Here is an 18,337-nt window from a genome sequence, read left to right as displayed (position 1 = left end):
AACCAATATAACCAGGGAGTTGCCAATACGTCAACTCCCTGGGGCCGAATACCAGTGTTTCAGATTTCTCAGTTTTCTACAGCTGCAAAGCCAATACCGTCGAGGATGCTCGCAATTTATTTTTTCCGCAGCAGTCGCAGAGCATTCGCGGTAACCAATGCAGTGGCACCCGAATCAGCCAACACCGCAAGCCACAGGCCGGTGATACCCAACAGCGTAGTCACCAGGAAAATCCCCTTCAACCCCAACGCGATAGTAATGTTCTGGCGAATATTATTATGTGTTGCTCGCGCCAGTCCTATCATGTTGGCAAGCTCCGTCAGGCGGTTGTGCGTCAGTGCAGCATCGGCGGTTTCGAGTGCTACATCGGTGCCGCTGCCCATGGCGATGCCGATAGTTGCAGCCTTCATTGCCGGAGCGTCGTTGATGCCGTCGCCAACCATCGCCAGCGGCGCACGGGCGTTGAGTTCATTCACCGCACTGACTTTGTCGGCAGGCAGCAGGCTTGCGCGATAATCCATTCCTAATTCCTGCGCGATGGCTGCTGCTGCGCGTGGGTTATCACCCGTTAACATCACGCTCTGAACACCGAGGTTGTGCAGTGCCGCAACCGCCATTTTTGCATCGCTGCGCAAGGTATCGCGTAATGCCAGAACGCCAAGTAACTTGCCTTCTTGTAACAGTGCAACCACCGTCTGGCCTTCGGCTTCAAGCTGAGTGATTCGCTGCTGCCAGGCCGCATCCAGCACAGTATTCGCGAGCTTACCCGGTGCGCTTAATAACAATGTTTCGCCATTGATTGCGGCTTCCACGCCAATACCTGCCAGCGCCCGGTGTGCAGTTGTGTCAGGCAATTCCAGATTGCGGTTTTGCGCTTCACGCACAATAGCCTGGGCAAGCGGGTGTGATGAGCCAAGCTCCACGGCAGCGGCCAGGGCCAGCAGGTCGTTTTCGCTAAGTCCACCATTCACTTCAATGGTGGTGACTTGCGGTTTTCCAGCCGTCAACGTGCCGGTTTTATCGAAAGCGATATGCTGAATTTTGCCGAGGCGTTCGAGAGCTGCGCCGCCTTTAATTAACGCGCCACGGCGTGCTGCCGCAGCAAGTCCGGAGGTAATTGCTGCAGGGGTAGAAATCACCAGCGCACACGGGCAACCAATGAGTAACAGTGCCAGCCCTTTGTAGATCCACTCGCCCCAGCTTTGCCCAAACAGCAGCGGAGGAATAACCGCTGCGAGCAGGGCGATTGCCATAATAATCGGCGTGTAAATGCGGCTGAAACGGTCAATAAAGCGCTCAATCGGTGCGCGGCGCTCATCCGCTTCTTCAATTAAACGCAGGATGCGGTCAATTGCGCTGTCGCCCGGTTCGGAAATGACTTCGAGCTGCACCAGTCTGTCGACGCTGGTGCTTCCTGCCGGGACTTTCTCATCTTGCTGGCGTTCAACCGGAATGGACTCGCCGGTTAATGCGCTTTCATCGAAACTGGCAAAAGGTGTTAGCAAGCGGCCATCAGCAGGCAAACGCCCGCCCGCCGCTACTTCTATGACATCGCCCGGACGTAAATCAGAGAGCGCGATGCTTTCGCGTTCACCGTTACGAATACGAGTCGCGACTTCTGGTTTCAGCGCCATCAGTGCGCTCACACCACGGCGCGCGCGGCTGGCGGCGTAGGACTCCAGGCGTTCACCAATTAAGAACAGCAGTAATACCATCGCGGCTTCTGCGGTCGCTCCGATAAACAGTGCGCCAATGGCAGCGACACTCATCAACGTTTCGATGGCAAACCAGTTACCGGTGCGCATCAGGCGCTCGGCCTGGCGCGCGATCGGCCACAGGCCAACCAACGTGGTGGCGATGAATGCTATGTTGCCGAACGGATGGTTAAACTGCTCAAGCCCCCAGCTCAGCGCCATCATGGCTATCAGTAAGATGAGCGGTAAATTTTCATGCCAGGCGGATGTTTTCGGTGCGGGGGCGGCACTGTTTCTTAGGTTGTAACCTGCGGCTTTCACGGCTTTTTCAACGTCGTCGCGAACATCGCGCTGCGCGGTGACCAGCAGTTTTTCTGTGCTGAACAGCACCTGAACGCGCTGCACATCGGCAATCTGTTTGACAGCGTTTTCAACTTTGCGGGCGCAGGCGGCGCAGTCCATGCCATCGACGAGCCAGCTATAACGTTCGCCGGTATCAGGCAGCATTTGCGTTTCAGGCGCGACATTGGCGTCACTACAGCAATCATTACCATGGCATGCGTCTGTTTTTATCGGCAACGGACTGAGCTTTGCCTTCGCAAATTGTGGTGTTTTTGGGGAGTTGAGCATGCGCCCTCCTGGGTAATGATAATGTTCTCATTACGCATGTTACTCTCTGGAGTTGACTCCAGAGTCAAGAGGGAAATTTGAGGGGCGGTAAATACCGCCCGCAAGGTCAAATATACAGAGCGCGGACAATCATAAAGTGCCCGGCAAAATAGCAGGCTGCGGCGATGGCGCTATCGCCTGTGAAGCGGCGGCGGTAATGGCTACCCAGCCAGACTATATTGCCCAACAGCAGCAGCGTTGCGCCAATAAAGCCTGAGAAACTCGGGCGTGTTGGCAGGAAGAAATAGAGCTCACCGGCCAGCCACACCATCACCAGTGTCATGCCGATAAACGTCAGAATCGGCCAACGGAATGTTTCGAGGCGCGTCCAGATGACGGCGGTCAGTAGCGCGCCAATAACTAGCAGTACCAGCGGCAAAGGCCAGAAGAAACTGAACGTCATTTGGCTGGCGAAATAGAGGGTATACAACAGGTGCGACAGGAAAAACGCCCCGATGGCATACAACATGCGCTGGGTTGGAAGCAGGGTGAGGGCGTCACCGAGCAGCGTTGCCGCAAGCCCCGCGAGGATCAAATAGCCTGTTGCGTTGAACATCGGCGCTTGCCAGGCCAGCAGTAATAACAGCAGAAGGGTGACGGGTTTGAACACCCAGCGTTGCCAGGTTGGCCCACGATAGGAGGCGTCGACGTACAGCCACCCGGAGAAGAATACAGCAATAAATGACCAAAGCATGGCATGTCCTTAGGGCATTAAATTAAAATTGAAAGCACGACGTTACTTATCTCAGTCTAGTGGTCAATGTCGGTGGGTGACAATGCCACGACGTGCAGGGTATTCTTAAAAGTGCCTGACAAATCGAGATAAATCCATGAGTAAAATGCCCCTTTTCTTCATTGCTGTTGTTGCGATTATCGTCGTGGCAGCGTCGTTCCGCTTTGTGCAACAGCGCCGTCAGAATGCGGAAAATGATGCCGCGCCCATGATGGAAAGAAGTGTGCTGGTGGCGACGAAACGTGAAATGCCCACCACCGATCGTCGATCACGACAACGCCAGGTCACACCTGTCGAAGATATCATGCGTTATGAGGTTTGGTTTCGCCCACAAAGTGGCGGACTGGAGCTAAAAATGCGCGTGACGGCAGAGCAGTATCACTCGATGAGCGTTGGTGATGCAGGAACTTTACAGTACAAGGGGACGCGCTTTGTGGGCTTCATCCCCGACTAATAACAGGCTATTTTATTTGCCATTTTTGACCAGGGCAGTGCTCGGAATCCTCACATACTGCGTGTACGCTCCGGTTCCTCCGCGCTGTCCGTGTCCAAACTGGCTGCAACAATTACGCCTGGTGGCACCGCATTATGATTATTTACCCTGGCGGAGCTTCTTCTGCCAGACCAGCAGTTCAAATACCCCAAAGATAAAAATCTTAATCTGCTGAGCGCGACTGAGCGGTGGGCTGCCTTTTGGCTGAGTCGATTTCAGTAACGCTAACTGCATACCGTGCATCAGCACGGTGAAGATCAGCGCGACGTTAATGAAAATATTCAGCGGGCGTGGGAACGGATGGACAATATTTAGTAACAAAAATGCCCAGACGCCGAGCATCAGCAATCGGCCTATGTTAATCAGCATGACTCTGCTCCTTGAATTTCACGGCTATACAAACGATACGCGACCTGTCCCGCGACTTTTTCACGATGCAAAGACCAGCTTACGGGCACCGTTGGCGTTCCGTTTTCCACTTCGCTTTCAACGTAGATCAGCGCTTCATCTGCCAGCCAACCGTTGCTTTCCAGCAGCGCGAGTGTGTCGTCCAGCAACCCCTTACGGAATGGCGGGTCAACAAATACGATGCTGTGCGGTTCACCGGACTGCGACAGGAAATTAAGCGTGTTGGTGTTCACGACTTTTCCGTTGGTCGCTTTCAGCGTGGCGAGATTTTTTTGCAACTGCTGTGAAACGTTGCGATCCATCTCCAGCAATGTGGCACGGCTCGCGTAACGCGACAAGGCTTCAAGCCCCAATGCACCGCTTCCTGCAAAGCAATCCAGCACGGTGGCATCGACCATGGTGGGTGCCAGCCAGTTAAACAGGGTTTCACGAACCCGATCTGTGGTAGGACGCAGGCCAGGGCTGTCTGGTACGGGCAGTTTGCGGCCGCGCCATTGGCCTCCAATAATACGGATCTGGCCGGTGCCAGTAGATTGCGGTTTTTTCATGAGACTCACTGCGATGCAATTTCTTGCCGTCTAGTGTAACGGTGTGTGTAAGGCGGGGAAAGTGATAGACTAAGGCATTCATTAGATAATTATTTTCAGTGCCCGTGGCATGCTCAATCGGGCCTGTGCCATGAATTAACAGCGAGGAGTGTGTTCGCAAATGGCGAAAGAGAAAAAACGTGGCTTTTTTTCATGGCTGGGCTTTGGCCAGAAAGAGCAGGCTTCTGAACAAGAACCAGAACAAAAAGTAGCAGAAGAACAACCGGTTGCCGAAGAAGTTGTTGAGCAAATTATTGAAGCTGAACAACCGCAAGCCGCTGACGAAACTGCACAGTCAGAAGAGATTAAGCCAGAAGCACAAACTGAGATTCAGCCAGAAGTTTTGCCTGAAGCTGAACCTGTTGTGCTTGAAAAGCATGAAGAACCTGAAGCCTTCGCTGAAGAGATCGTAGAAGTCACTGAAAAACTCGTTGAAAGCGAAGTGGCTGCGGTTGAACCGGAAATCATTCCGGAACCAGAGCCAGAACCAGAAGTTACTGCGCAAGCTGTGGTCGAACACGAAGAGCTACCGGTTCCTGAAGAGATAGTCGCGCCAGAAGCGGTACAGGTTGAATCATTAGAAGAGTGGCAGCCTGAGCAAGAACCTGTCGTTGCGGAAACTGCTGTTAAAACGGTTGTTGAGCCTGAAGAAATTGCAGTCGCTCCGGTTGAAGCTATCGTAGTTGAAGACGTAATTGTTGAAGAAGTTGTTGCTGAAGAAGCTCCGGTAGAAGAAGTCGTTGAAGACATTCCTGTTGCGGCCGTTATCGTCGAAGAAGCTGCGGCGGAACTGGAGCCTGAAGAGTCTCAAGCCGAAGAAGTTCAGCACGAACAAGAGCGACCAACCAAAGAAGGTTTCTTTGCTCGCCTTAAACGCAGCCTGATTAAAACCAAACAGAACCTCGGTTCCGGATTTATCAGTCTGTTCCGCGGCAAAAAAATCGACGATGATCTGTTTGAAGAGCTCGAAGAGCAATTGCTTATTGCCGACGTGGGTGTTGAAACCACGCGTAAAATCATCACCAATCTGACGGAAGGCGCAAGCCGCAAAGACCTGCGTGACGCCGAAGCGTTGTACGGTCTGCTGAAAGAAGAGATGGGTGAAATTCTGGCGAAAGTCGATGAGCCGCTGAAAGTTGAAGGCAAAACGCCGTTCGTTATCCTGATGGTTGGCGTCAATGGTGTGGGTAAAACCACCACCATCGGCAAACTGGCTCGTCAGTTCCAGCAGGAAGGCAAATCTGTGATGCTGGCGGCGGGTGATACCTTCCGAGCCGCTGCGGTAGAGCAACTGCAGGTGTGGGGCGATCGTAACAATATTCCTGTTATTGCTCAGCACACAGGTGCTGATTCCGCCTCAGTGATTTTCGATGCCATTCAGGCCGCGAAAGCACGAAATGTCGACGTACTTCTGGCGGACACCGCCGGGCGTTTGCAGAACAAAGCGCACCTGATGGAAGAGCTGAAGAAAATCGTCCGCGTAATGAAAAAACTGGACGAAGACGCACCGCATGAGGTTATGCTCACCCTCGATGCCAGCACCGGGCAGAATGCGATTAGCCAGGCTAAATTGTTCCATGAAGCCGTTGGATTGACAGGCATTACGCTAACCAAACTCGATGGTACAGCCAAAGGCGGCGTGATTTTCTCCGTTGCCGATCAGTTTGGTATTCCGATTCGCTATATTGGCGTCGGCGAGCGTATTGAGGACTTGCGTCCGTTTAATGCGGGCGATTTTATTGAGGCACTTTTTGCCCGAGAGGATTAACCATGATTCGCTTTGAACACGTTAGTAAGGCCTATCTCGGTGGGAGACAAGCGTTGCAGGGAGTGACCTTCCATATGCAACCTGGCGAGATGGCTTTCCTGACCGGCCACTCCGGCGCGGGGAAAAGTACCCTGCTCAAGCTTATCTGCGGTATTGAGCGGCCAAGCGCCGGGAAAATTGCTTTTGGCGGCCATGATATTAGCCGCCTCAAGAGCCGCGAAGTGCCGTTCCTGCGCCGCCAGATTGGAATGATCTTCCAGGATCACCATCTGTTGATGGACAGAACCGTGTACGACAACGTGGCAATCCCGCTGATCATCGCGGGTGCCAGTGGCGAAGATATTCGCCGTCGCGTTAGTGCGGCACTGGATAAAGTCGGCCTGCTCGATAAAGCGAAAAACCTTCCGATCCAACTCTCTGGCGGTGAACAACAGCGCGTGGGTATTGCCCGCGCGGTAGTGAATAAGCCCGCCGTTTTGCTGGCGGATGAACCAACCGGTAACCTCGACGATGCGCTCTCGGAAGGGATTTTGCGTCTGTTCGAAGAGTTTAACCGTGTGGGAGTAACGGTTCTGATGGCAACGCATGACATGAGCCTGATATCCCGCCGTAATTATCGCATGTTGACGTTAAGTGACGGCCATTTGCATGGAGGCCTGGCAGGTGAATAAACGCAGCGCGCTCAATCACATAAAGCGTTTCAGCAACAAGCTGGATAAAATCAACTCGCTGAATAAGTTAGGAGATTTAGGCCGCTCGGTGAAAAAACGCGGTAAAGGGCCTCAATCGAAAAGCAAATCCCTCAAAGGTGGTGTGAACGAACAGTTCCGCTACGCCTGGCAGGGGGCGCTACAAGACTTACGCAGCAAGCCTATAGCCACGTTTTTGACGGTGATGGTTATCGCCATCTCACTGACGCTGCCTAGCGTGTGCTACATGGTTTACAAGAACGTGAACCAGGCCGCTACGCAGTATTATCCTTCGCCGCAAATCACCGTTTACCTCGATAAAGCGCTGGACGACAACGCCGCGCAGCAAGTGGTTGGCGCGATTCAGGCGGAAGAGGGCGTCGATAAAGTTAACTATCTTTCGCGTGACGAAGCGCTGGGTGAGTTCCGTAACTGGTCGGGCTTTGGTGGCGCGCTGGATATGCTGGAAGAAAACCCGCTGCCTGCCGTTGCCGTGGTGAACCCGAAACTCGATTTCCAGACCACCGACCACCTGAATACTTTGCGTGACCGCGTAGCGCGCATTAACGGTGTCGATGAAGTGCGCATGGATGATAGCTGGTTTGCACGCCTGGCTTCGCTGACTGGCCTTGTAGGCCGGGTCGCTGCGATGATTGGTGTGCTAATGGTAGCGGCGGTGTTCCTGGTGATTGGTAACAGCGTGCGCCTGAGCATTTTTGCCCGTCGCGACACCATCAACGTGCAAAAACTGATTGGTGCAACGGATGGATTTATTCTGCGCCCATTCTTGTATGGCGGCGCGTTGTTAGGCTTTAGCGGTGCGTTTTTGTCACTGATTTTGACCGAAATTCTGGTGTGGCGTTTGTCGTCGGCGGTCACTCAAGTGGCGCAAGTCTTCGGCACAAAGTTCGATTTGACGGGCTTAGGTTTCGATGAATGTCTGCTGTTGCTGCTGGTTGCTTCCATGAGTGGATGGTTGGCGGCATGGATCGCAACGGTACAACATTTACGTCGTTTTACCCCAGAGTAAAAATTTTTTGATATACTTGTTCCCTGCTACGAAGTACCCGTCAGCAGGGGACACGCTCCCACCTCGGTATGTGTTTCTCCTGCCCAGTTTCATAGCTCTGTCACATTTTGTGTGTAATATATGCACAGCTTTACAGTGAACTTGTGGATAACGTCACTGTCTGAGTTTACTGTGGATGGTACGGTTTGGCGCTTGACGTGTGGTCAGGTGCAGCATGGTGTAGCAACCTGTACGTTAGTCTTAAGAGAGGGTTTGAATGACCAAAGAAATGCAAAATTTAGCTTTAGCCCCTGTTGGTAACCTGGAATCTTATATCCGGGCCGCTAATTCCTGGCCGATGTTAACGGCTGAGGAAGAGAAGGAGCTGGCTGAAAAGCTGCATTACCAGGGCGATCTGGAAGCAGCGAAAAGGCTGATCCTGTCTCACCTGCGCTTTGTTGTTCATATCGCTCGTAATTACTCGGGCTATGGTTTGCCGCAGGCTGACTTGATCCAGGAAGGCAACATCGGCCTGATGAAGGCTGTGCGCCGTTTTAACCCTGAAGTGGGTGTCCGTCTGGTGTCGTTCGCCGTGCACTGGATCAAAGCTGAAATTCACGAATACGTTCTGCGTAACTGGCGTATTGTGAAAGTGGCAACCACTAAAGCACAACGTAAGTTGTTCTTTAACCTGCGTAAAACTAAACAACGTCTGGGTTGGTTCAACCAGGACGAAGTGGAAATGGTCGCCAATGAGCTGGGTGTTTCCAGCAAAGATGTCCGTGAGATGGAATCTCGCATGGCGGCGCAGGACATGACGTTCGATATGGGCAACGACGACGATTCAGACAGCGCGCCAATGGCTCCTGTGCTGTTCTTGCAGGATAAGTCTTCTAACTTTGCTGATGGCATTGAAGACGACAACTGGGAATCGCACGCGGCTGATAAACTCAGCGACGCCATGTTAGGCCTGGACGAACGTAGTCAGGATATTATCCGTGCCCGTTGGCTCGACGAAGAAAACAAGAGCACATTGCAAGAACTGGCCGATCGCTACGGCGTTTCCGCTGAGCGTGTGCGCCAGCTTGAAAAGAACGCAATGAAAAAACTGCGCATGGCCATCGAAGCGTAAGTTATTCCGTCAGATAAAAAACCGCCTTCCGGGGCGGTTTTTTTATGCCCGTCACTTTCCTTCCCTATTGTGAAAAAATTGTTATTCCAAAAACCATAAATTCGGGTATGTTTTTAACTCTGAATGCGGTGAAGGCACGCGCGGTATTCTTAAATCAAAAATAAAATCGTGCCAAAACAACACAACAATTACCCATTAGCATTCGAGTTGCAGGTAGGCGGCCAGGGAGCTTATCCCGATGAGCTTACTAAGGTAAGTGATTCGGGTAAGTGAGTGCAGCCAACACCCCTGCAGCTTGAAGGATGATGGGTAAATACCAATCACAACAAAAATGGGGATCTCAGGATGAAAATGAAGGGCAAAGCGTTATTGGCTGGTTGTATTGCACTTGCGATGAGCAATGCAGCATTTGCTAAGGACATCAAAGTTGCGGTCGTAGGGGCGATGTCTGGCCCGGTTGCTCAATATGGCGACCAGGAGTTTACCGGCGCAGAACAAGCGGTTGCTGACATTAATGCCAAAGGCGGCATCAAAGGCGACAAGCTGGTTATCACCAAATATGACGATGCTTGTGACCCGAAACAAGCCGTGGCTGTCGCCAACAAAGTGGTTAACGATGGCATCAAATATGTAATCGGCCACTTGTGTTCTTCTTCCACTCAGCCAGCGTCTGATATCTACGAAGACGAAGGTGTTCTAATGATCACCCCAGCGGCAACGGCTCCTGAGCTGACTTCCCGTGGGTACAAATTAACTATGCGTACCACAGGCCTGGACTCCGATCAGGGCCCAACGGCTGCGAAATACATCCTTGATCATGTGAAACCGAAAAACATCGCGGTCATTCATGACAAACAACAGTATGGCGAAGGCCTGGCGCGATCCGTTCAGGACAACCTGAAAAAAGGCGGCGCTAACGTGGTGTTCTTTGACGGTATCACCGCAGGCGAGAAAGACTTCTCCACGCTGGTGGCACGCCTGAAGAAAGAGAACATCGACTTCGTTTACTACGGTGGCTACCACCCGGAAATGGGACAGATCCTGCGTCAGTCTCGTGCAGCAGGCCTGAAAACTCAGTTCATGGGTCCAGAAGGTGTAGCGAACGTTTCTTTGTCTAACATTGCTGGTGAGTCTGCTGAAGGCCTGTTAGTGACTAAGCCGAAGAACTACGACCAGGTTCCTGCGAACAAACCGGTTGTGGATGCCATCAAAGCGAAGAAACAAGATCCAAGTGGCGCATTCGTATGGACCACATACGCAGCACTGCAATCGCTGGCGGCTGGCCTGAACAAGTCAGAAGATCCAGCTGAAATCGCTACCTATCTGAAAGGTGCCACTGTGGAAACCGTAATGGGGCCATTGAGCTGGGATCAGAAAGGCGACCTGAAAGGCTTTGAGTTCGGCGTGTTTACGTGGCATGCGAACGGTACTGCTACCGACGCCAAATAATTTATCGGGCACCTTTCGCGCCGCAGATGCGTTGGCTGCGTTGCGTAACCCCGGTCACTTACTGATGTAAGCTCCCGGGGATTTCACAACTTGCCGCCTTTCTGCAGCACGAAATACTTCGATAAATGATGGAAGAAGTGATAACCAAACAGTTATCACTTCTTCCAGCCACCACTTTGCTCCGCAAAACCTACCGCCTGCATAAACGCCGTCATCACATCACGGTCTTCTACGCCTGCATCGTTCATCCACCAGGCGATGATGTCAGGATTATCACGAATCACTTCTTCGACCAGATACTGCCCAACGCCACGGCGACGGGTGATTTCGCGTACTCGTAGCGAATCCAGCGCGGCTTCATTGCCCGCGAGCGTAACGCGAACCGCACCGAGCAGCCGATCATTAAATTTTGCAGCATAAATTCTGTGAGTATCCGTCAAAGCAAGCGAAGCGCTGGAGTATTCCGGCCAGATCTTAGCAAGATCGATCTCATCCTGAGCACTACACTCAAACAGACGAATGATGGTGAGTTTCATAAGCGAGCTAACCAAAAAGCGGGAAAACCCCGAGTGTAACCAATTTATTTGCGCCAGACGCTTTATCTTTTATCTGTCATATACCAGACGATTAATTTTTGCGGCAAACGTATGCCAGTTCGATAAGCGGTAGATTGAAATATGGTCAGTATAAAACCCTAAAACCTAGTGATTTATTCCGCTCTTTGTATCGCTATTTTATGCTGAAAAAGCTGCTTTTTTTTGTTTAACTATGAGCAAATACAGAATAATATCTTTGCTTAATAGCCTGAAAAATAGAGAGTTTAGCTTTAAAAATTGTAAATTTTAGCGCTAAGCCCTTAAAGGCACTCATAAAAATGGTTAAAGCCTAAAAAACGCACAGTGCGTTTTTTGGTCACTATAAAACCACATAATCACGAACAGGAATTGGATCTATGAAAATGAACGCGAAGACATTACTCGCTGGGGTTATTGCGCTGGCGGTGTCTCACGCGGCAACCGCAGCAGACATCAAAGTTGCGGTTGTTGGTGCAATGTCTGGCCCGGTTGCGCAGTGGGGCGACATGGAATTTAACGGCGCGCGCCAGGCAATTAAAGACATCAACGCTAAAGGCGGCATCAAAGGCGACAAACTTGTTGCGGTTGAATACGACGATGCTTGTGACCCTAAACAAGCAGTAGCGGTTGCCAACAAAATCGTTAACGACGGTGTGCGTTATGTTATTGGCCACCTTTGCTCCTCTTCCACTCAGCCTGCGTCTGATATCTACGAAGACGAAGGCATCCTGATGATAACCCCTGGTGCAACTAACCCAGAACTGACTGCTCGTGGTTACAAAATGATTATGCGTACCGCGGGCCTGGATTCTTCCCAGGGCCCAACGGCGTCTAAATACATTCTCGACACTGTAAAACCGAAGCGCATCGCGGTCATTCATGACAAACAGCAATATGGCGAAGGCCTGGCGCGTTCTGTACAGGATGGCTTGAAGAAAGGCGGCGCGAACATCGTCTTCTTCGACGGTATCACTGCGGGAGATAAAGACTTCTCCACGCTGGTTGCGCGTCTGCAAAAAGAAAACATCGACTTCGTATACTACGGTGGTTACTACCCGGAAATGGGTCAGATTCTGCGTCAGGCACGTGCTGTTGGCCTGAAAACTCAGTTTATGGGTCCAGAGGGTGTGGGTAACGCATCACTGTCTAACATCGCAGGTGCGGCGGGCGAAGGCATGTTAGTGACTATGCCAAAACGCTATGACCAGGACCCAGCGAACAAAGCTATCGTTGATGAGTTGAAAGCTGAGAAGAAAGATCCAAGTGGTCCGTACGTATGGATTACTTACGCAGCGGTGCAATCTCTGGCTACAGCACTTGAGCGTACCGGCAGTGAAGAACCTGCTGATTTAATCAAAGATTTGAAAGCAAACGGTGCGAAAACCGTGATTGGGCCGCTGAACTGGGATGAGAAAGGCGATCTGAAGGGATTTGATTTTGGTGTCTTCCAGTGGCATGCCGACGGTTCGTCTTCCGTAGCTAAATAGATCGGCAAATCTGGGTCATCCCACCTCCCCGGCGGCTATGCGTTGGGGAGGAATAAATAAGGTTATTGTATGTCCGAGCAGTTCCTCTATTTCCTGCAACAGATGTTTAACGGCGTCACGTTGGGCAGTACTTACGCGTTGATAGCCATCGGTTACACCATGGTTTACGGCATTATCGGCATGATCAACTTCGCCCATGGCGAGGTATATATGATCGGCAGCTACGTCTCGTTTATGATCATCGCAGCGCTGATGATGATGGGCATTGACGTGGGTTGGATGCTGGTTGGTGCAGGTTTTATTGGTGCCATTGTCATCGCCAGTGCCTACGGTTGGAGCATCGAGCGCGTTGCCTACAAACCAGTGCGTAACTCTAAGCGTCTGATTGCACTGATCTCTGCTATCGGGATGTCTATCTTCCTGCAAAACTACGTCAGCCTGACCGAAGGTTCACGTGATATTGCGCTGCCAAGCCTGTTTAACGGCCAGTGGGTCGTCGGTGCCAGCGACAACTTCACCGCAACCATTACCACCATGCAGTTGGTGATTTGGGTGGTGACGTTCCTTGCGATGCTCGCGCTGACGCTGTTTATTCGCTACTCCCGCATGGGCCGTGCGTGCCGCGCGTGTGCAGAAGATTTGAAAATGGCGAGCCTGCTCGGAATTAACACCGACCGCGTTATCTCCCTGACCTTCGTGATTGGTGCAGCCATGGCTGCGGTTGCAGGTGTACTGCTCGGCCAGTTCTACGGCGTTATCAACCCCTACATCGGCTTTATGGCCGGGATGAAAGCCTTCACCGCAGCGGTACTTGGCGGTATCGGCAGTATCCCTGGTGCGATGATTGGTGGCCTGATTTTAGGTGTTGCAGAAGCGCTGACCTCCGCGTATCTGAGCACTGAATATAAAGATGTTGTCTCCTTTGCGCTGCTCATCGTGGTACTGCTGGTTATGCCTACCGGTATCCTGGGTCGCCCGGAGGTAGAAAAAGTATGAAGCCGATGCATGTTGTTTTGGCGCTGCTTTCGGCAGCCATATTTTTCGTGCTGGCGGGCGTCTTTATGGGCGTTCAGCTGAGTCTCGATGGTACTAAGCTTGTAGTCCACAGCGCGGAAACAGTGCGCTGGGAATGGGTGTTGATTGGTACGGCGATTGTCTTCGTCTTCCAGTTGCTGCGCCCTGCATTCCAGAAAGGCATGAAAAAAGTCTCCGGGCCGAAGTTTGTGCTGCCTGCGTTAGATGGTTCTACACCGAAACAGAAACTGTTCCTGGCGGCACTGTTGGTGCTTGCGGTTGCGTGGCCGTTTGTGGTGTCACGCGGTACGGTGGATATCGCCACGCTCACCATGATTTATATCATTCTCGGCCTTGGCCTGAACGTGGTTGTCGGTTTGTCTGGCTTGCTGGTGCTGGGCTACGGCGGTTTTTATGCCATCGGCGCTTATACCTTTGCGCTGCTCAACCACTACTACGGTTTAGGCTTCTGGACATGCTTGCCAATTGCGGGCCTGGTGTCTGCGGCGGCAGGTTTCCTGCTTGGCTTCCCGGTGTTGCGTTTACGCGGCGACTACCTCGCGATTGTGACGCTCGGCTTTGGTGAAATCGTGCGTATTTTGCTGCTCAACAACACCGAAATTACCGGTGGTCCGAACGGCATCAGCCAGATCCCAAAACCAACGCTGTTCGGTCTGGAGTTCAGCCGTAGCACGCGTGAAGGCGGGTGGGACACTTTCAGCAACTTCTTTAACGTTGCATACAACCCCGGTGACAGGATTATCTTCCTGTATCTGGTTGCGCTGTTGCTGGTTGTATTGTCGCTGTTTGTGATTAACCGACTGCTGCGGATGCCGCTGGGCCGTGCGTGGGAAGCGTTGCGTGAAGATGAAATCGCATGCCGCTCACTGGGTCTGAACCCAACTCGTATCAAGCTGACCGCATTCACTATTAGCGCCGCGTTTGCAGGCTTTGCCGGTACGCTGTTCGCTGCACGCCAGGGCTTTGTTAGCCCGGAGTCCTTCACTTTTGCCGAATCGGCATTCGTACTGGCGATTGTGGTACTGGGCGGTATGGGCTCGCAATTTGCCGTTATCCTCGCCGCCGTGCTGCTGGTGGTATCGCGTGAACTGATGCGTGATCTGAACGAATACAGCATGTTGGTGCTTGGTGGCTTGATGGTGCTGATGATGATCTGGCGTCCACAAGGCTTGCTGCCAATGTCACGTCCGCAATTGAAGCTTAAAAAAGAGCAAGTGGAACAAGTGAAAGGAGAGCAGGCATGAGTCAGCCATTGTTATCCGTAAACGGCTTGATGATGCGTTTTGGCGGCTTGCTCGCCGTAAACAATGTTTCTCTGGAACTGCATCCACAAGAAATTGTTTCGTTAATCGGCCCGAACGGTGCCGGTAAAACCACGGTGTTTAACTGCCTGACCGGCTTTTACAAGCCATCAGGCGGTACGATTCTGTTGCGTGATCAGCACCTTGAAGGGCTGCCGGGTCAGCAAATTGCACGTATGGGCGTGGTGCGTACTTTCCAGCACGTTCGTCTGTTCCGCGAAATGACCGTGATTGAAAACTTGCTGGTTGCTCAGCATATGCAACTGAAAACCGGTGTGTTCTCAGGTTTGCTGAAAACGCCAGCTTTTCGCCGTTCACAAAGCGAAGCGCTGGACCGCGCTGCAACCTGGCTTGATCGTATTGGTCTGCTTGAGCAGGCTAACCGCCAGGCGAGCAACCTGGCGTATGGCGATCAGCGCCGTCTTGAGATTGCACGCTGCATGGTGACTCAGCCAGAAATTCTGATGCTTGATGAACCCGCAGCTGGCCTTAACCCGAAAGAAACGCATGAGCTCGATGAGTTAATCATGGAGTTACGTAACCATCACAACACCACCGTGCTGTTAATCGAGCATGACATGAAACTGGTGATGGGCATTTCTGACAGGATTTACGTGGTAAACCAGGGGACGCCGCTTGCGAACGGCACGCCGGAGCAAATCCGTAACAACCCTGACGTAATCCGCGCATATTTGGGTGAGGCTTAATATGGAAAATATCATGTTGTCATTTGACCATGTGAGCGCCCACTACGGAAAAATCCAGGCGCTTCATGAGGTCAGTCTGCACATCAAGCAGGGCGAAATCGTCACTCTGATTGGCGCTAACGGTGCCGGTAAAACGACGCTATTGGGAACACTTTGTGGTGATCCGCGCGCTTCAAGCGGCAAGATTACCTTTGATGGTAAAGACATCACCGACTGGCATACCGCACGCATCATGCGTGAAGCAGTGGCGATTGTGCCTGAAGGCCGCCGCGTGTTTTCCCGTATGACGGTAGAAGAAAACCTGGCTATGGGTGGCTTCTTTGCGGAACGCGACCAGTATCATGAACGTATCCAACGCGTTTACGAACTGTTCCCGCGCTTGCTGGAGCGCCGTATTCAGCGTGCGGGTACGATGTCCGGTGGTGAGCAACAAATGCTGGCGATTGGCCGTGCATTAATGAGCCAACCACGTCTGTTGCTGTTAGATGAACCGTCGCTCGGTCTTGCGCCAATCATCATCCAGCAGATTTTCGACACCATCGAAAAATTGCGCAGCGAAGGCATGACCATCTTCCTGGTCGAGCAGAACGCCAACCAGGCGTTGAAGCTTGCTGACCGTGGCTACGTGCTGGAAAACGGCCACGTGGTACTTGAAGATACAGGTGACGCGTTACTGGCTAACGAAGCAGTGCGTAGCGCCTACCTCGGCGGCTAAAAAATGCTTATACGACGCTAAGCTGGTCACATTTCATACATATTAAAAACCGCTGTGGTATTTTACTTCAGCGGTTTTTTTATAGCCGTTTGCGCAAATTGGATAATGATAAGGAGATCATAATGAAATACCTGATGCTTATAGCACTGCTCTTTATAGGGCATGCCCAGTCAGCAGAAAAGGACCATACGTTTAATCCTGCTGACCCCACTATCTGGCAAGAAAAACCCCCTTCCGCCGCAGTACAAGCGCAAGAGCAGCACAAAGCGCTGTGTGCGACATTCCCTTCGGCTGAGTGCCCAAATGCCGCTGGCAACCAATCTGATATCGAGCGTGAGAAACAGCGCCGTGAAGATAAACGCCGCTTAAACGATCGGGAAAATCACTTTAAGCATTAACCACCTGGCGGTGCGATTGTGCCGCCTTGTCTTTATTTCGTCATCCCATCGTCACGATCCTGTCACCTCCCGGTTATTTTTCTGTCATTCGCGCATGTCATGTTTTGATGCGAACAAAAACGCGTATTTTCGCGCTGTTAGCCACATAACAAGAGAGATAAGACATGACTGCATCGTTACGACACACAGCAATTTGCCTGGCGCTAGGATGCGTATTTAGCAGCAGCGCTATCGCCGCCACCTCCATTCCATTCTGGCATTCAATGGAAGGCGAGTTGGGCAAAGAGGTTGACTCACTGGCTCAACGCTTTAACCAGACGCATCCTGACTACAAAATTGTTCCGGTTTATAAAGGTAACTACGAACAAAACCTGGCGGCAGGGATTGCGGCTTTCCGTTCGGGCAATGCGCCAGCCATTTTGCAGGTTTACGAAGTCGGCACCGCGACCATGATGGCTTCGAAAGCTATCAAGCCGGTGTATGAAGTGTTTAACGATGCGGGCATTAAGTTCGACGAATCCCAATTTGTGCCGACGGTTTCTGGTTACTACACCGATGCGAAAACCGGGCATCTGCTTTCCCAGCCTTTCAACAGCTCAACGCCAGTGCTGTATTACAACAAAGACGCCTTTAAAAAAGCTGGCCTGAATCCGGACCAGCCGCCAAAAACCTGGCAGGACCTGGCTGAATACACCGCGAAGCTGAAAGCGGCGGGTATGAAGTGTGGTTACGCCAGCGGCTGGCAGGGCTGGATTCAAATTGAAAACTTCAGCGCGTGGAACGGCTTGCCGGTTGCTACCAAAAACAACGGTTTTGACGGTACTGACGCAGTTCTGGAATTCAATAAACCAGAGCAAGTGAAACACATCGCTCTGCTGGAAGAGCTGAATAAGAAAGGTGATTTCAGCTACTTTGGCCGCAAAGACGAATCCACCGAAAAGTTCTACAACGGTGATTGCGCCATCACAACCGCCTCTTCCGGTTCGCTTGCTGATATCCGCCATTACGCCAAATTCAACTACGGCGTGGGCATGATGCCTTACGATTCAACCATTCCGAACGCACCGCAAAACGCCATTATCGGTGGGGCAAGTCTGTGGGTTATGCAGGGTAAAGACGCTGCGACTTACAAAGGCGTTGCCGAGTTTATGCAGTTCCTTGCTCAGCCAGAAATCGCCGCTGAGTGGCACCAGAAAACAGGTTATCTGCCAATTACCAAAGCGGCTTATGACCTGACGCGCGAACAAGGCTTCTACGAGAAAAATCCAGGCGCTGATATTGCTACGCGCCAGATGATGAACAAGCCACCATTGCCATTCACCAAAGGTCTGCGTCTGGGCAACATGCCACAGATTCGTACCATCGTGGATGAAGAACTGGAATCGGTGTGGACCGGTAAGAAAACCCCTCAACAAGCGTTAGATAGCGCGGTTGAGCGTGGAAATCAGCTGCTGCGCCGTTTCGAGCAGTCGACGAAGTCTTAAGTTT

General features: G+C 51.9%; 18 protein-coding genes. 13 read left to right on the top strand and 5 right to left on the bottom strand.

The features are described 5' to 3' along the window. Positions 1 to 116: 116 nt before the first annotated feature. Both zntA and LVQ79_RS03510 read right to left on the bottom strand, forming a co-directional pair. A complete protein-coding gene (gene zntA, locus LVQ79_RS03515) occupies positions 117 to 2,324 on the bottom strand; it encodes a Zn(II)/Cd(II)/Pb(II) translocating P-type ATPase ZntA (protein ID WP_232863905.1) in 2,208 nt (735 codons plus the stop codon). A gap of 106 nt (positions 2,325 to 2,430) precedes the next feature. After that, on the bottom strand, positions 2,431 to 3,057 hold the full coding sequence (locus LVQ79_RS03510) for a lysoplasmalogenase (RefSeq protein ID WP_064514650.1): 627 nt from the start codon (positions 3,055 to 3,057) through the stop codon (positions 2,431 to 2,433). 136 nt (positions 3,058 to 3,193) lie between these two features. Between LVQ79_RS03510 and LVQ79_RS03505 the strand changes: the two genes are divergently transcribed. Beyond that, positions 3,194 to 3,550 (top strand): DUF2500 domain-containing protein, encoded by a 357-nt coding sequence (locus tag LVQ79_RS03505; RefSeq protein ID WP_232863904.1) that lies wholly within the window; start codon positions 3,194 to 3,196, stop codon positions 3,548 to 3,550. 138 nt (positions 3,551 to 3,688) lie between these two features. Here the strand turns inward: LVQ79_RS03505 and LVQ79_RS03500 are convergent, their stop codons facing one another. Next, a complete protein-coding gene (locus tag LVQ79_RS03500) occupies positions 3,689 to 3,958 on the bottom strand; it encodes a DUF1145 family protein (protein WP_064561314.1) in 270 nt (89 codons plus the stop codon). Next, positions 3,952 to 4,545 carry a 16S rRNA (guanine(966)-N(2))-methyltransferase gene (gene rsmD / locus LVQ79_RS03495; protein WP_232863903.1) on the bottom strand — a complete coding sequence of 198 codons (594 nt, stop codon included), beginning with the start codon at positions 4,543 to 4,545 and terminating at the stop codon, positions 3,952 to 3,954. Before rsmD ends, LVQ79_RS03500 begins: the two co-directional genes overlap by 7 nt. Before the next feature lie 160 nt (positions 4,546 to 4,705). On the opposite strand from rsmD, the gene ftsY reads away from it, so the two are divergent. The 5 genes from ftsY (at position 4,706) to LVQ79_RS03470 (ending at position 10,631) form a co-directional block, all read left to right on the top strand. Next, entirely contained in the window at positions 4,706 to 6,352 is a 1,647-nt protein-coding gene (ftsY, locus tag LVQ79_RS03490; protein ID WP_232863902.1) for a signal recognition particle-docking protein FtsY, read from the top strand. 2 nt (positions 6,353 to 6,354) lie between these two features. Then, entirely contained in the window at positions 6,355 to 7,023 is a 669-nt protein-coding gene (gene ftsE, locus LVQ79_RS03485; RefSeq protein ID WP_154151018.1) for a cell division ATP-binding protein FtsE, read from the top strand. Beyond that, a complete protein-coding gene (ftsX, locus tag LVQ79_RS03480) occupies positions 7,016 to 8,071 on the top strand; it encodes a permease-like cell division protein FtsX (RefSeq protein WP_120066129.1) in 1,056 nt (351 codons plus the stop codon). Before ftsE ends, ftsX begins: the two co-directional genes overlap by 8 nt. Positions 8,072 to 8,327: 256 nt before the next feature. Next, positions 8,328 to 9,182 (top strand): RNA polymerase sigma factor RpoH, encoded by an 855-nt coding sequence (gene rpoH, locus LVQ79_RS03475; RefSeq protein ID WP_034460519.1) that lies wholly within the window; start codon positions 8,328 to 8,330, stop codon positions 9,180 to 9,182. A gap of 345 nt (positions 9,183 to 9,527) precedes the next feature. Further along, on the top strand, positions 9,528 to 10,631 hold the full coding sequence (locus LVQ79_RS03470) for a branched-chain amino acid ABC transporter substrate-binding protein (protein ID WP_151993803.1): 1,104 nt from the start codon (positions 9,528 to 9,530) through the stop codon (positions 10,629 to 10,631). 155 nt (positions 10,632 to 10,786) lie between these two features. Here the strand turns inward: LVQ79_RS03470 and panM are convergent, their stop codons facing one another. Beyond that, on the bottom strand, positions 10,787 to 11,167 hold the full coding sequence (panM, locus tag LVQ79_RS03465; protein WP_232863901.1) for an aspartate 1-decarboxylase autocleavage activator PanM: 381 nt from the start codon (positions 11,165 to 11,167) through the stop codon (positions 10,787 to 10,789). Between the two features lie 416 nt (positions 11,168 to 11,583). Here panM and livK point away from each other — a divergent pair, with 416 nt between their 5' ends. The 7 genes from livK (at position 11,584) to ugpB (ending at position 18,333) form a co-directional block, all read left to right on the top strand. Continuing rightward, the gene (gene livK / locus LVQ79_RS03460; RefSeq protein WP_232863900.1) at positions 11,584 to 12,693 is read left to right on the top strand and encodes a high-affinity branched-chain amino acid ABC transporter substrate-binding protein LivK; all 1,110 of its coding nucleotides are present in this window, start codon (positions 11,584 to 11,586) and stop codon (positions 12,691 to 12,693) included. Between the two features lie 69 nt (positions 12,694 to 12,762). Then, positions 12,763 to 13,689, top strand: a complete 927-nt coding sequence (livH, locus tag LVQ79_RS03455; protein ID WP_064514637.1) for a high-affinity branched-chain amino acid ABC transporter permease LivH — start codon at positions 12,763 to 12,765, stop codon at positions 13,687 to 13,689. Further along, entirely contained in the window at positions 13,686 to 14,972 is a 1,287-nt protein-coding gene (locus LVQ79_RS03450; protein WP_064514635.1) for a high-affinity branched-chain amino acid ABC transporter permease LivM, read from the top strand. The genes livH and LVQ79_RS03450 overlap by 4 nt, the downstream gene beginning before the upstream one ends. Then, positions 14,969 to 15,736 carry a high-affinity branched-chain amino acid ABC transporter ATP-binding protein LivG gene (gene livG / locus LVQ79_RS03445; RefSeq protein ID WP_034460506.1) on the top strand — a complete coding sequence of 256 codons (768 nt, stop codon included), beginning with the start codon at positions 14,969 to 14,971 and terminating at the stop codon, positions 15,734 to 15,736. The genes LVQ79_RS03450 and livG overlap by 4 nt, the downstream gene beginning before the upstream one ends. Before the next feature lies 1 nt (position 15,737). After that, on the top strand, positions 15,738 to 16,451 hold the full coding sequence (gene livF, locus LVQ79_RS03440; protein ID WP_034460504.1) for a high-affinity branched-chain amino acid ABC transporter ATP-binding protein LivF: 714 nt from the start codon (positions 15,738 to 15,740) through the stop codon (positions 16,449 to 16,451). A 122-nt stretch (positions 16,452 to 16,573) separates the two neighbouring features. Next, the gene (locus LVQ79_RS03435; RefSeq protein WP_232863899.1) at positions 16,574 to 16,849 is read left to right on the top strand and encodes a hypothetical protein; all 276 of its coding nucleotides are present in this window, start codon (positions 16,574 to 16,576) and stop codon (positions 16,847 to 16,849) included. Between the two features lie 164 nt (positions 16,850 to 17,013). Next, positions 17,014 to 18,333, top strand: a complete 1,320-nt coding sequence (gene ugpB / locus LVQ79_RS03430) for a sn-glycerol-3-phosphate ABC transporter substrate-binding protein UgpB (RefSeq protein WP_064514633.1) — start codon at positions 17,014 to 17,016, stop codon at positions 18,331 to 18,333. Positions 18,334 to 18,337: the final 4 nt, after the last annotated feature.

Origin of the sequence: Buttiauxella cochleicola, assembly GCF_021282405.1 — a bacterium.
GTDB lineage: Bacteria > Pseudomonadota > Gammaproteobacteria > Enterobacterales > Enterobacteriaceae > Buttiauxella > Buttiauxella massiliensis.
This window is presented reverse-complemented; position numbering and strand designations above follow the sequence as displayed.